9 protein-coding genes, 1 tRNA gene and 3 CRISPR repeat arrays are annotated in these 15376 nt (G+C 40.9%); of the genes, 9 read left to right on the plus strand and 1 reads right to left on the minus strand.

Features of this window, described 5'->3' with window-relative positions:
• Positions 1-50 precede the first annotated feature (50 nt).
• Positions 51-440: a CRISPR direct-repeat array (repeat unit 28 nt; unit sequence GTTATCCGCCGCATAGGCGGCTTAGAAA).
• Positions 441-523: 83 nt separating this feature from the next.
• Positions 524-1093: direct repeats of the CRISPR family, unit length 28 nt; unit sequence GTTATCCGCCGCATAGGCGGCTTAGAAA.
• 102 nt (positions 1094-1195) lie between these two features.
• A CRISPR array of direct repeats spans positions 1196-1703; the repeat unit is 28 nt; unit sequence GTTATCCGCCGCATAGGCGGCTTAGAAA.
• Between the two features lie 305 nt (positions 1704-2008).
• A complete protein-coding gene (locus tag I6751_RS07285; protein ID WP_196591079.1) occupies positions 2009-2689 on the minus strand; it encodes a FadR/GntR family transcriptional regulator in 681 nt (226 codons plus the stop codon).
• Between the two features lie 346 nt (positions 2690-3035).
• Between I6751_RS07285 and I6751_RS07290 the strand changes: the two genes are divergently transcribed.
• From I6751_RS07290 to I6751_RS07330, 9 genes are all read left to right on the plus strand, one after another.
• On the plus strand, positions 3036-3995 hold the full coding sequence (locus I6751_RS07290) for a sugar kinase (protein ID WP_196591080.1): 960 nt from the start codon (positions 3036-3038) through the stop codon (positions 3993-3995).
• Between the two features lies 1 nt (position 3996).
• Positions 3997-4968, plus strand: coding sequence for a bifunctional 4-hydroxy-2-oxoglutarate aldolase/2-dehydro-3-deoxy-phosphogluconate aldolase (gene eda / locus I6751_RS07295; protein ID WP_196591081.1), 972 nt, complete (start codon positions 3997-3999; stop codon positions 4966-4968).
• 48 nt (positions 4969-5016) lie between these two features.
• Positions 5017-5967, plus strand: coding sequence for a C-terminal binding protein (locus tag I6751_RS07300; protein ID WP_196591082.1), 951 nt, complete (start codon positions 5017-5019; stop codon positions 5965-5967).
• 351 nt (positions 5968-6318) lie between these two features.
• On the plus strand, positions 6319-7014 hold the full coding sequence (locus I6751_RS07305; RefSeq protein WP_196591083.1) for a DNA alkylation repair protein: 696 nt from the start codon (positions 6319-6321) through the stop codon (positions 7012-7014).
• A 227-nt stretch (positions 7015-7241) separates the two neighbouring features.
• Positions 7242-8795: a purple acid phosphatase family protein gene (locus I6751_RS07310; RefSeq protein ID WP_231037886.1), complete on the plus strand. Its 1554-nt coding sequence runs from the start codon at positions 7242-7244 to the stop codon at positions 8793-8795.
• An 83-nt stretch (positions 8796-8878) separates the two neighbouring features.
• The gene (locus I6751_RS07315; protein WP_196591084.1) at positions 8879-10006 is read left to right on the plus strand and encodes a YibE/F family protein; all 1128 of its coding nucleotides are present in this window, start codon (positions 8879-8881) and stop codon (positions 10004-10006) included.
• 186 nt (positions 10007-10192) lie between these two features.
• A tRNA-Val gene (locus I6751_RS07320) sits at positions 10193-10269 on the plus strand.
• Between the two features lie 353 nt (positions 10270-10622).
• Complete coding sequence (gene cobN / locus I6751_RS07325; protein ID WP_196591085.1) at positions 10623-14336, plus strand: cobaltochelatase subunit CobN; 3714 nt, start codon at positions 10623-10625, stop codon at positions 14334-14336.
• Positions 14323-15375 carry a radical SAM/SPASM domain-containing protein gene (locus I6751_RS07330; protein ID WP_196591086.1) on the plus strand — a complete coding sequence of 351 codons (1053 nt, stop codon included), beginning with the start codon at positions 14323-14325 and terminating at the stop codon, positions 15373-15375. The genes cobN and I6751_RS07330 overlap by 14 nt, the downstream gene beginning before the upstream one ends.
• Position 15376 lies beyond the last annotated feature (1 nt).

Raw genomic sequence — 15376 nt, forward strand, 5'->3', positions numbered from 1 at the left:
GCATAGGCGGCTTAGAAAAGTATAGAGCGTCAGATACTGATTCCTTATATGTTATCCGCCGCATAGGCGGCTTAGAAAGCTTGCGGGGCGAACATTGATAACCGGCAATTGTTATCCGCCGCATAGGCGGCTTAGAAAAATGTCGACTCAGTACGACATCACATTTACTAAGTTATCCGCCGCATAGGCGGCTTAGAAATTCTGTTATTAATAGCAGCGTTATTTATGAAGGTTATCCGCCGCATAGGCGGCTTAGAAAACCAGCGGTTATAGACAACTTAAATCTTAAATGTTATCCGCCGCATAGGCGGCTTAGAAATGAAACAGGGGATAATCCCTTGCTTGCAATACGTTATCCGCCGCATAGGCGGCTTAGAAAAGTGTATTGATAATGTCTAAGCCGATATTGTAGTTATCCGCCGCATAGGCGGCTTAGAAATGCCGAGTTACAAAGCTATGCAGCGTTTAGCGGTTATCCGCCGCATTAGGCGGCTTAGAAAGCGCTTTGCCAGCCTCTACCGGTGTTATTCGCCGCATAGGCGGCTTAGAAATCCTTATGTGCTATAATCACCTTTGCATGTTAGTTATCCGCCGCATAGGCGGCTTAGAAATAATGAAAATACTGCTTGGCTTAAAACCTATAGTTATCCGCCGCATAGGCGGCTTAGAAAAAACGCCTGTCATAAATCCTCCTACAAGCCGAGTTATCCGCCGCATAGGCGGCTTAGAAATGCGAAGAGCAGCGGCGAGAGGGAAAGCACTGGTTATCCGCCGCATAGGCGGCTTAGAAAATCAGCTAATGTATGCAGCTTTTTAAGATTCAGTTATCCGCCGCATAGGCGGCTTAGAAACATATCAGCGTTACGCCGATGCCGAGCGTAAAGTTATCCGCCGCATAGGCGGCTTAGAAAAAAAAGAGGAACGACATACTATTTCGTCAATAGTTATCCGCCGCATAGGCGGCTTAGAAAACAATTTGTTATCCGCCAGATGATCAAGAATGTGTTATCCGCCGCATAGGCGGCTTAGAAATCACAACTTTTTTTGTAAATTATATGACTGTAGTTATCCGCCGCATAGGCGGCTTAGAAAGATTGAAGCGGTTTCATGGCTGGCATATGAATGTTATCCGCCGCATAGGCGNCCGCATAGGCGGCTTAGAAATCTTTTCCGTGTCTGAAAACTTTTCTCAAATGTTATCCGCCGCATAGGCGGCTTAGAAATTTCATATCCTGCAATGTCAGATCGGATTCGCGTTATCCGCCGCATAGGCGGCTTAGAAATTTTGGCATTTATCCCTGCAAATTGTTCAAAAGTTATCCGCCGCATAGGCGGCTTAGAAAATCCCGAAAAGGCTATAAAATAAGCGTTGATCGTTATCCGCCGCATAGGCGGCTTAGAAAACTTTTGTTCTTTCGTTATATATAGTATAGTCGTTATCCGCCGCATAGGCGGCTTAGAAATAGCACAAGATACCTTTGTTCTTTGTAGCTTTGTTATCCGCCGCATAGGCGGCTTAGAAAGCTAATTTTTCATATTTTTTAATTAAGTCATAGTTATCCGCCGCATAGGCGGCTTAGAAAATATTTATTAATCTTGTAATTCAATACTAATTGTTATCCGCCGCATAGGCGGCTTAGAAAATACAAACATTATTATCAGCTCTCTTCGTTTAGTTATCCGCCGCATAGGCGGCTTAGAAATACGCTTATATTTATCTGCGTCTTCAGGTGATATTATCTGCTGCATAGGTGGTTCAAAATTTCATGAGTGTGTGGCTCACTTTTTCGTTGACGTTTATAAATATAAAAAAATACGATGTAATGTATTATTATAAGTACATATAAATTGTAATATACTACAATAGAAAAAATATATGGGAGGTAATATATTATGCTGCCAAATTCCGATAGACGGAGGCCGCATGGGAAGGTAAAAAAAGAAAGTGCATCGGGGATTTTCCCGGTGCACTTTTTAATTAATGTGTCCAATATATTTTGAAGTTGGATTAAATTTGTAAGTCGTAGTTTTTAAGTAAAAACTCTCTTTGGGCATTTAGATGTATTATCATACCGTTTTTGGCACCGGTAGCATCACCTGCGGCTATAGCTTTAGCTATCTGACGATGCGTGATGACCGTTTCCTGGCACAGAGAATTATCCGTTATGAAGATATTTTTCTTTATGGAAGCATGGATTATCTGTGTTATTTTATAGATGATTTTATTGCCGCTGGCATTGCCGATAGCGGAGTGAAAAAGATTGTCCTCATCATCGTAATTTTTACCCGCTTTGATCAGGCCTTCTACTACTAAACACAGTTCATTGATCTGGCGTATGTTTTTTAACGTGGCTTTTTGCGCAGCTATTGCAGCTATTGCGGGCTCAAAAATGAGCCGTACTGTAAGCATGTCAAATATAGTGGAAATATCATTGCCCATAAGTCCAAGGCCAAGCGGATCATTGCTTATCCCCCGCTTTTTGGAAACGAATGTGCCGGCTCCCTGACGAATGGTTAATATGTTTTGGGTAGACAGAGATTTTAAAGCTTCACGAACGGTACTGTGCCCAACTTTGAATTTTACTGATAATTTATCCACTGTCGGCAGTTTATCACCGGGTTGCATGTTGTTGTTTTTCAAAAGATCTAAAATATTATTTATTGTTGTATTGACGAGTGAGGCTCCCATAAAATCCCATCCTGTACTAATGATTTATCAGAATAATTAAATTGTTTTAATGAAAATCTTTGGCTGTAAATGCAATAAAATATCACTTCGATGAAAAAAATAACTATTCATCATATGTATAGATTAATCACAACAAAATTATACTCAAATATAATAGCATAAAATGAACCCTTCTACAAGTAAAGAAGATATATAGATATTCATTGTGATCTGTTTGATAAAGAGTTTTATATAAATCTCAGCAGTTGTAATTGGTTATTATTGACTTTTATATTTATAGGATGTATTATAATATTCATCTGATGATTATGATACATAAATAACTTTTTACTGGGGGTGATATTTAATGTCTGAGGGATTGATTTTGGCCGGTGAACCTATGGGGCTTCTCATAGCACAAAATGAAGGCCCATTGGACAGTGTGTCCGGGTATTCGTTGGCTGTAGCCGGAGCGGAGTTTAATGTAGCAGTGGGAACAGCGCGTCTGCATCATCGAGTGACATATATGACAAAATTGGGAAAAGATCCTTTCGGTAAACGTGTAATAAGAGTGTTGAACGAAAATGGAATCGGTAATGAATTTGTAAGTTTTTCTGATGAACACAAAACAGGTTTTATGCTCAAGGCTAAAGTCAATAGAGGAGATCCTGACATTTTTTATTTTCGTACCGGTTCGGCAGCATCTACGATTTCGCCAGTCGATGTGGGAAAAATTGATATGAGGAATTATTCTTATATTCATCTGACAGGAATCCTGCCGGCTTTATCAGATGAAACTCGGGCGGCTGTTTATCTGCTGTTTGACAAAGCCCGTGCTGCCGGATTGACGATAAGTTTTGATCCAAATCTGCGACCGCAGTTATGGCCTTCTTTGGAAATAATGCGGCAAACCATCAATGATATGGCCTCTCGCGCCGATATTGTTTTGCCGGGAATTGCAGAAGGAAAAATATTAGTGGGCAGTGATGATCCAAAGAAAATAAATGGTTTTTATCGTCAAAATGGTGCTAGTATTGTCGTTACAAAATGCGGTTCCAATGGGGCATTTGTAACGGATGGCAACGAGAATTATAAAGTTGAAGGGTATAAAGTCAGGCAGGTAATCGATACTGTAGGTGCCGGTGATGGATTTGCCGTGGGAATAATTACCGGGTTAATGGAAAAGTTACCGTTGTATGAAGCTGTTAAGCGCGGTAATGCTATAGGTGCCATTCAGGTCATGAGTCGTGGAGACAATGAAGGTTTACCCACGCCGGAAAAATTGGCAAATTTTATGAAGCAGGATAACTGCATTGGGAGAAAATAAAATGATTAGTAAAAATATGCAGAATATTTTTAATATTGGTCTGGTACCGCTTATATCACTTGATGATGCCGATGATGCAGTAGCACTGGCACAAACATTGGTAAAAGGAGGCATTCCTGTTGCCGAAGTAACTTTTCGCACGGCTGCGGGACTTGCTTCCATAGAAAAAATGGTGACTAAGGTACCGGAGATTATTGTTGGTGCCGGTACTGTCCACGATGTAGAGCATGCCCGGCAGGCTGTGGCTGCCGGTGCAAAATTTATTGTTACACCAGGATTTAATGCTGCGGTAGTAAAATGGTGTATTGATAATAATGTTGATGTGATACCGGGAACGGTATCACCTGCTGATGTGGAAGCCGCGATGGCAATGGGGCTGGATGTATGTAAATTTTTCCCGGCAGAAGCATATGGCGGAGTGAGAACATTGAGAGCCTTTTCCGGACCGTTTGGTAAAATGAAGTTTATGCCGACAGGCGGCGTAAATGAGGAAAATATGCTGGAGTATTTTTCCTTGGGTAACGTCGCTGCAGTGGGTGGCAGTTTTATGGTGCCTGCTGTGGCAGTTAAGGCTAAAGCTTGGAAAAAGATAGAACAGCTTTGCCGGCATATAATCGGAAAGATGTTTGGGTTTGAACTGGCACATGTAGGTATAAATTGCACAGATGCAGCGCAGGCCGATTCGATAGCAGGCAGATTATCGGAGATTTTTCTGCAGGAAAAAGCAGAATACAGCGGAGCCTACTTTGCGGGAAATATAGCTGAAGTACTCAAAGCTCCTTTCTTGGGAGAAAAGGGCCATTTGTGTATAGATACCAATGATATGGTGCGGGCAGTTGCCTATTTTACCCGTAAGGGTATAAAATTTAATAATGATACATGGATAAAAGATGAGCAGGGCAGGCCGCAGGTAGTTTATCTTGCAGAAGAAATCGGCGGTTTTTGTGTTCATTTGCGGCAAAAATCGAAATAAAGGTCAAATAAATTGAAAATATTAAATCTTTGAAGATGTGGAGATGGTATGGTGAAAATCATTATAACTGACTGTGATCATAAAAACATTGATATGGAAACAAGTATATTCAAAAAGGCAGATATTCCTTTTGAATTAAGACAATGCCATACAGAAAAAGCGGTTATAAATGAATGTAAGAATGCGCAGGCACTTATTGTGCAATATGCCCCCATAACGAAAAAAGTAATGGAGAATCTGACTGAATTAAAAGTGATTGTGCGATACGGTGTAGGTGTTGATACTATTGATATAACAGCGGCGACAAAATATAAAATACAAGTCTGCAATGTACCCGATTATGGGATAAATGAAGTAGCAAATCATGCGATTGCCTTAATGATGGCATTCACACGTAAAATTGTGCTGATGAACACTTTTACCAAAAAACAAAAATGGGATTATACGCGCAGTATACCGGTGCATAGAGCTAGCAGTCAAACGGTTGGAGTTGTGGGATTGGGCCGTATCGGTAAAAATTTTGCGGAGAAAGCGCATGCTTTGGGATACAATATTATTGGTTTTGATCCTTATTATAAAGAAAGAGCGAAAACTGAATTTATTAAAGTAGTACCATTGGAAGAACTTATCAGGCAGGCTGATGTTATTTCTCTGCATATTCCTGCCGACGGTAATAAAAATTTGTTTGATAAGACTGCTTTTAAAAAAATGAAAAAGTCAGCTGTTTTGCTTAATGTTGCCCGCGGCGGCATTATTAATGAGGACGATCTTTATGAAGCATTAAAAAATGGAGAAATCGGCGGAGCAGGAGTTGACTGTGTATCGGATGAACCAATGAATCCCGGCAGCAGGCTTTTTGAATTGGATAATTATATAGCTACACCGCATATGGCATGGTATTCGGAAGAAGCAGCGCAAGAACTTAAACGCAAGGCAGCTGAGGAAGCCGTAAGATTTTTAAATGGTGAAAAAGTTCATTATCCGGTAAATAAACTTTGATTTTAAATAGATAATAATCTATCATAAAAATACCTGTTCGGCTTATTTTAGCCGGATGGGTATTTTTTGTGGTGCCCGGTATGGTGGTTCTTAAGGTGAAAGTATCAGAAACGGTTTGGCAGTTCAGATGATTTTTGGTGACTTACAAATTAAATGATGCAAAATCGGAAGACAAATAAATGGATATCGAGTATTATTAAAATAATAAGTAAATTTTATAATATTTCTTTACAGTATAAGGGAAAAAGGGTAGATTTATGAAATATGCAAAAACAGATATTCATTGTATATTCATCTTTGTCGATAAAATAACGGTATCTGGTGGGGGGCAAGGTATAAGGAGAAAAATAGATGCAAAATGAGATTAGAAAACAAATTGAAATGCTGGTAGAAGAAAGCTACCGCATTTTTTCCTCAGGACTGCTTCCGAATATAAAACACATTTTGGGAGTTCGTCTTCCATTGCTTCGAAAAATGGCAAAGCAGATTTCAAAGTCGGATTGGCGTAGATATTTGCAAATAGCGCAGGACACTTCATTTGAAGAAATCATGCTGCAGGGGATGGTTATTGGTTGTATAAAGTGCCCATCAGAAGAACGATTTTTATATATACAGACTTTTGTCCCTAAAATTGACAACTGGTCGGTATGTGACAGTTTTTGCAGGGGGCTTAAATTTACAAAAGAATGCCCGGGGCAGATGTGGAAATTTTTGCAGCCGTATTTAAAGTCAGATAAAGAATTTCATATTCGGTTTGCAGTTGTTATATTGATTTTTTATTATATTGATAAAGCTCATATCGTAGAGGTCATTAATCGACTGGATAAAGTGCAGCATGACGGGTATTACGTGAAAATGGCAGTCGCATGGGCGGTTTCGGTTTGTTATGTTCAGTTTCCAGTAATTACTATGCAGTATCTGCACAGTAATCATTTGGATGATTTTACTTATAATAAAGCATTGCAGAAAATCACAGAATCTTTAAAAGTGGATAAGAAAATAAAAAAACAAATCAGAACTATGAAACGGAGTCCGGTGGGAAAATGAAAAAAGGAAAATCATATTGGAAAAAAGCTTCTGTTAAGCAACCCGGCTATAGTGAAGATAATTTTTAAATTTAACCGGATTACCGGTTGGTCCCGGTGTGCCACAGTGCTTATGGTAAATAATAATAAAATATTAACTTTACGCTAACAAAATTTCTCCGCTAACATGTTATATTGAAAGTGCTGGTTTGGATAATAATGTATTGGAGAGAGGAAGATGCTTTGCTGATGAGGATATTCAGAAAAGAAAAAAAGATGGCGGCGATTTACGCGGCGGCAGTACTGTGTGTGGCTTCTACCGGGTGGGCAGCCACAAGTCATTGGAATGATGCCTCGGCAATTCCGCAGCAGGTGACACAGACACCTGTAAACAAAGATACTAACTGGCAGCAATGGAAAGAAAATTGGAAAACAATTGGAAATAATTATGAACAAGTATCATTAGCACCAGGCGGGGACAGTTCTCAACTGAATTTTGGCTGGTATTCCCGGGAACAGGCTGGTAGGGCAGAAGTGCGCATTGCCAGACAACAGGATATGAAACAGGCAAAACTTTTTTCGGGAAACAGTGCAGCGGGGACAGTTATTAATGGAGTCACCTATTATTCCAATAAAGTGAAAGTGGAAGGGCTTACACCAGAAACAACTTATTGGTATCAGGTAAATCTTAATGGCAAATGGCAGAAGGCACAGCAATTTCACACGGGAAATCCGGATGATTTTGCCTTTATGTACGTGGGAGATCCGCAGATTGGCGCTTCTATCGGGCAGGTATCAGCGGAAGGAGCAAAGCAGGATGGCGAACTTGCAACCTGTAATGATGCTTATAATTGGAATAAAACTTTAAATGAGGCGCTTTCTCAGCACCCGGAAATCAATTTTCTGGTATCACCGGGAGATCAAATCAATGAGCCGGCATCAGATCAGTCGGCAGATAAAATTGAGCTGCAGGAACAACAGTACGCAGGATACCTTTCAGCTGCTGCATTGAGAAGTCTGCCAGAGGCGACCAGCATAGGCAATCATGACAGCATGACTGCTGGATATCAAAATCACTTTAATGTGCCGAATCCGTTTGTTGAGGAAAACAGCCCCACTAAAGCAGGTCACGGCTATTATTATACCTATGGCAAAGCATTGTTTATCGTTGTCAACGCAAATAATTATAATGCGGCCGACCATAAGGCACTTATAGAAAAAGCGGTGAAAGCTTATCCAGAAGCTAAATGGCGGGTCGTTGTCATGCACCAGGATATATATGGCAGCGGGCTGGATCACTCCGATTCCGACGGTATTTTGCTTCGTACCCAGTTGACACCGATTTATGATGCTAATCATATTGATGTGGTACTGCAGGGACATGACCATACTTATGCCCGTACCTATCAACTAAGCAGTGACGGCGGGAAACATGCAGATTTTGCCGATTATAAATCCAACGGACAAAGTGGTCAGCAGCACAATGTGCTTGATGCAGCACTGAAGGATAAAGATACCAAAAATTATTATGCCTCGCAGAATTTATGCTATACCATCGCGGATATGAATCAAGGGACACTAGTTAATCCTAAAGGTGTATTTTATATGTCGGCCAATTCGGCAACGGGTTCTAAGTACTATGAACTCATTCCTCAGCAGCAGGACTATATAGCTGCCCGCAGCCAGACATGGCGGCCAACTTATTCAGTTGTCCATATTACGGCAGATACATTTTCGATGGATACCTATGACGCAATGAGCGGAACACCAATCGATAATACCTATCGCATTATTAAGCAATAATAAGTAATTGTTTGTCAGTATAAAAGACTGTTGTATTTTGTGCAGCAGCCTTTTTTATTGGGAAGAGGGAGCAGAAGAAAAATATGGAAAGCGGACAGAAATATAAGAAAAAAATTATTATAGCAATACTTATAGTATGTCTGCTGATTTTTGCCGGTCAATATGCACAGGTGCAGCGGCCAGTACTTGTCAATACACAAGGACGCACTTTTGAGACGGCTGTGGTTACGGAAATTTTGCGGGATAATCTGCAGGATGACGGCAGTCGGGTAGGAGATCAAACGGTATTACTCAGACTTACCAGCGGCGGCCAGTCGGGGCAGACACTGGAAGCAAATTGTCCCAATGGTATGCTGTTTGGAACGGTTTGCGAACCGGGAAAACGGGTCATTGTAATTTCCAGCCAAATTAAATCATTGAAAATATATACCGTTTATAGTCTGGATCGTTCATGGCCGCTGCTGCTATTTGTGGGAGCTTTTTTTCTACTGTTGTGTCTGGTAGGAGGATGCAAAGGGGTAAAATCGGCTGTCGCATTGCTGATTACGTTTTGCTGTTTCTTATTTTTATTTTTTCCAATGCTGCTGCATGGAGTCGCTCCGATTTGGGCAGCAGTATATACTTCATTGCTGATATTGGTAATTACCATTTGGTTAATCAACGGCAGTACGTGCAAAGCTTTAGCAGCCGGAATATCCGCTTTTGGCGGCGTGCTGGCAGCTGGTATTACGGCAATATTATTTGGTTATGCAGCCGGACTATCCGGTTATAATGTATCCAATATCGAAGCTTTGATGTTTATCGGACAGAATACACCTATTGATGTTGGACAATTATTGTTTGCCGGTATTTTATTTTCCAGTCTCGGTGCTGTCATGGATATTGCTATGGACGTATCTGCAGCAGTGGATGAAATGCATCGGCTTAAACCGGAGATGCCAGCTTCGGCGTTGTTTACAAGTGGGATGAATGTGGGCCGGGATGTAATGGGAACAATGGCTTCAACTTTGATTCTGGCTTTTTTTGGCGGTTCACTTGGAATTTGGGTATTGGATTATGTATATGCTTTGCCATATTTGCAGCTTATTAACTCAAATGCTATTGGCATTGAATTAATGCAAGGTTTATCTGGCAGTTTTGGTGTTATTCTGACGGTTCCGCTTGCAGCTTTTTGTTCGGCATGGCTGCCTAAATGGCTGGGGCGAAAATAGTATGCAATTTGATAAAATTAATCAGCATTTCATGTAAATCAGATCCCAATTTTAAAATAATTGCTGGCTTAGTTGACAAATAAATAAATTTATAATATATTATATAAACAGTTATTATATAGGGTATGACTTAGTTGGACAGAGTGTTTGCTGACATGGTCAGGGTATTCTATGAATGTTATTTATGTCGGGTTATCTCAGTTGGTTAGAGTACATCGTTGACATCGATGTTGTCGGCAGTTCGAATCCGCCACCCGACACCAACATTGATTTTAGTCTTTTTTGGAAGTCTTGCAGCTACTATAGCAGGGCTTCTTTTTCATTTGCAACTGCAAGTGCGGTATTTTTTATTTTTCATCATTTACTTTATAATTTTCAAAATATTCAAAGTTTATATTGACTATTTGTGTCTTAGTGAAGGGGATGACTCTTTTCTATTAAATATAGTGAGATAGAACACGGATTAAGTAAGAAGTACCTGCTCACTATGAGGAATATTAGTTAATATTATGGATATAATAGTGTTGACAGTATAACGACAATATAGTTTATATTCAAACCGATGAACTTGATGTTAGAAAATGCAGAAACATTTTTGGGGATGGAGATATAGTAAATGAAGACGGTTTTATTTTGTACTAATATTACACGGCAGATAGTAATGATGCGTGAAACTATGCATGAATTGCAGCAAAACGGTGCCTTGGATAAAAGCTGCCAATGCATTTGGATAGATGAGAATACAGCATGGAGCGATGAATGTACGAACATACTCAGTGATGTGGATTTTTTATTGATAAAGTGGATGGGCACAGGGCTCGATACTGATTTTATGAATAAATGTGCGGCTTATGCAGAAAAATACAAACTGCCGCATTATATAGATGCTGGTGATAATCAAGTACGAACCGAAGCTTTGTCGGAAAAGCAGATATTGCAGATTAAAAAATATTTTCTATATGGCGGACAACAGAATAATAAAAATCTTTGGCTGTATGTCAATAAGTGTATTGATGCTTCCGGCATACCTGCATCTGAACCGGAGCTGCTTTATTGGTGTGGTATTTTTCACCCGGCCGCGGACGCTGTTTATACCAGCCTTGAAGAGTATAAACGCGGCTTTTACCATGAAGGATGGCCGACAATAGGAGTCATTTTTTACCGTGAAGAATGGATATGGAAAGATTTAGCTTATCAGACAGCTCTTATAAAAGAAATTGAACAGCGGAATATGAATGTGGTATGCGTGTTCAGTAATGGTCTGCCGGATGAAACCATGGGGGCACCCAGTCTGGAACAAGTTTTTACAAGCTTTTTCAGCAGTAATGGAATGCCGGTGATTGATGTATTAATAAACACAATGAAATTTTCACTGACCAGCAGCAGTTCCGTGACGATAAATTATCTGAAAAAATGGAATGTGCCGATTTTGCAGGCATATACGCTTATGACAGAATATAAGGAATGGGAAAATAATATTGAGGGCATGAATGATATGGAGGTCTCGATAAGCATATCTTTACCTGAATTTGACGGTGTGCTGCATGGCCTGCCTATAGCTGCTAAAAAGATGCGCAAAGATAATTCATATTGGTACAAACCAATCGGCGAGCGAATAACAAAGATAGTCGAAAAAGCTTCTAAATGGGCTATTTTGCGGCATAAAAATAATAATGACAAGAAAATAGCTATTATTTTTCATAATTACCCGCCAAGTAATTCTAATATTGGTAGTGCCGTCGGACTTGACAGCATTGAAAGCATTCGACTGTTGCTGGCTGCCATGCGGCAATGCGGATATAAAGTTGACCATATTCCACCTGACGGAAAATCATTTATCGATGAATTAACGGCAAGTGCGACTAATGACAAGAAAATGCTCACGCAATATCAGCTGGATAGAGCTGAAAAATTGACAGAAAAACAGTACAGACAGTTTTTCGATACCTTTACAGATAAAGTGCAGCAGCAGATGCACAAGGATTGGGGGACGCCACCGGGCAGTGTTATGGAGTATAAATACAACATAATAGTTCCGGGAACAATGAATGGCAATGTTTTTATAACTGTTCAACCATCACGCGGATTTGGAGAAGATCCTGATAAGATATACCATTCGCCTTTCACAGTACCTACCCATCATTACCTGGCTTTTTATAAATGGCTGCGAGATGTGTGGAAAGCTGATGCTGTTGCACATATAGGCACGCATGGTTCACTGGAGTGGCTGCCGGGTAAGAACGCCGGATTGTCTGAAAACTGCTATCCTGATTTGGCATTAGGAAATCTGCCAAATGTTTACCCATACCTGATAACAATAACAGGCGAGGGGGTTCAGGCCAAACGCAGAGGCAGTGCCTGTCTTATAGCTCACTTGCCGGCACCGCAGTCACAGGCCGGGGTGTATGATGAATTGGCTGAACTGGAAAAATTAATGGATGAATACATCAGCTTTCAACATGCTGACAATCCTAATCTGGTTCAGGCAGAAAAACTGATAATAGAAAAAGTCAGTGCAGCTGATTTGCAAAATGAAGTCATTCGAGACGAAAATAGACCATTTAGTGAATATGTAGCGGCACTGCATAATTATCTCACTGACTTGAAGAATATGCAGGTACATACCGGCTTGCATGTATTGGGACAGGCGCCGCAAAAAGACGGGTTAGTTGAATATTTATGGCTGCTGACCAGGTTAAGCAACGGAACAGTGCCAAGTTTACCGGAAACTATAGCGCAGTATTATAAACTTGATTATCACAGCCTTTTGAAAAATAGCTCTGAGATGTATAAACCACTTAATATAACATATGGCATATTGGTTGACCGAATAACTGAACAATGCCGTCAGATAATAAGACTATTACAGGCAAATGATTTTGATGAAGCAAAAATAACAGAAATATCAACCTTAGCTTGGATTAATGATGGCAGTGATGCGGATAGGAAAAGTATCTTGCAGGTTTGCAAATATATTTGCGGTGAAATCTATCCCCATTTACTGCTTACAGTGCAGGAACAGGATAATATGCTGCGTGCTTTTGACGGACAGTATATCGAACCTGGACCATCTGGCGCACCAAGCAGCGGCGGAGCAGATTTGTTGCCGACCGGACGAAATTTTTATGGCATTGATCCGAGGACGCTGCCAACACCAGCGGCTTGGGAAGTTGGTAAAAAACTTGGCGATCAGGCGATAAATCGTTTTATTGAGGAAGAACAGCATTATCCGGAAAATATCGGCATTGTTTTATGGGCCGGAGCAAATATGCGCAGTCATGGGCAGTGTATTGCAGAATTTTTATATTTACTAGGGATAAAACCGCGCTGGCAGCGCGGCAGTTTGCGTGTTGTGGGAATGGATGTGATACCAGTTGAAGAATTGCAGCGGCCGCGTATAGATGTCACTGCCCGTATAAGCGGCTTGTTTAGAGATTCTATACCGTCAGCGATACAGCTTTTGGATGATGCTGTGCTTTTGGCAGCTTCATTGGACGAAGAGCCAGAGCAGAATTTTGTCAAAAAACATGTCAATGAAGACGCTTTAGCACTGCAAAGTGAAGGATTAAATGACGATGAGGCATGGCGTCAGGCTGCATTCAGAATTTTTGGTGATGAACCTGGGACTTATGGAGCCGGTGTAGGGGCTTTGCTGGAGGCAAAAAACTGGGATAGCATTGATGATATAGCTGATGTTTATGTTCGCTGGGGAGCACATGCTTATGGCGGTGAAGCAAAGGGCAAATATTTGCCGCAGCAATTTCGCAAACGTCTGGGAAGCTTGGACATTACAATCAAAAACGAAGATAATCATGAAGTAAACATGCTCAGCAGTGATGATTATAATGCCTATCACGGCGGCATGATTGCGGCTGTCAGAAGCATAAAGGGGGCTGCTCCGCGCTCATACTGTGGAGACAGTACTGACCGCAGTCAGGTAACTATGCACAGTGTTCAGGAAGATACGAAACGTTTATTTCGCAGTGAAGCCATAAATCCCAAATTTATTAACGGTATGATGAAACATGGCTATAAGGGAGCCGCTGATATGGCTAATTATGTGGCACACAGTTTTCAATGGGATGCGACAAGCGATGTTATGGAAGATTGGATGTATGAAAAGTACGCTGAAAAATATGCGTTTGACGGTAAGGTGCAGCAGTGGATGCGGGATGTAAATCCATGGGCATTGCAGAGATTGACCAGCGTTTTGCTTGAGGCCAATCAGCGGGGCTTGTGGAACGCTAAAGCGGAAACACTTGATAAACTGCGGCATTTGTATCTTTCCATAGAAGGAGAAATGGAGGATCGGACGGATGCCGGAGAGTAAAATCAAAATGCTGGTATTAAGCCTTACAGGTAAATGTAATTTTGCCTGCAGATATTGCTATGCAGCGGATCATGATAAGCAGATTATGCTGGCTGAAACGGCTATAAAGGCGGTAAGACTGGCGGCTCAGAGTGGAGAACGCTTTGTAATACAGTTCAGCGGTGGAGAACCATTGCTGAACTTTGATTGTCTTAAAACCGTTGTGCAGTACGTAGTGGATAATAAATTATTGGCGGATTTGCAGCTGCAAACCAATGCCTCATTGTTTACAGATGATATAGCCGTATTTTTATTTAAAAATAAAGTAGCTATAGGTATAAGTATGGACGGAAAACCGGCAATGAATGATAAACTGCGGTTGACCAGTCATGGTGATGGCGCCTCAAATGCAATACTGCATGGACTGGAAATTTTGAAGCGCAATAATATAGCTGTAGGGTTAACCTGTGTCGTTACTTCGGAAAATGTAAGCCGCTTACCGGAAGTTGTTGACTTTTCATATTATTTAGGGAATATACGTAAAATAGGTTTTGATATTTTGCGGGGGCAAGGACGGGGAACGGCTTTGCAGCCGCCACCGGCAAATGAGTTGCATCAGGTTATGCAATTGGTGTATGAACGTGCAGAGCAACTGGCAAAATTAACCGGCTATAGGATTATTTTCGCACAAAAAGAACGGGTTGATTTATTGGCCTGCCATGCAGCCTGTGAATTTGGACATTGTTACGCTATGAATAAACAGGCTGCTTTCGTGGATTCCGCCGGAGATATTTATGCCTGCTCATCTCTGGTAGGAAATAGTGAGTTTTACATTGGCAATGTAGATGATGGAATAGATAAAAGCTTATTGAATAAAACAAGCATTGCAATAAAAGATTATATGTTGTTTTGTCGTTCCTGCAAGGATTTTAAGCTGTGCGGCGGGGGCTGTTTTTCTCGCTGGTATGGAACTGGAGATAGGGGACCGCATTTAAGCGAATGTGCATTAAAACGGGCGTCTATAGCTGCTGCGCAGTCGTCAAACAATAATTGCCATTGAC

It is taken from the genome of Pectinatus frisingensis (assembly GCF_015732285.1).
Taxonomy (GTDB): domain Bacteria; phylum Bacillota; class Negativicutes; order Selenomonadales; family Selenomonadaceae; genus Pectinatus; species Pectinatus frisingensis.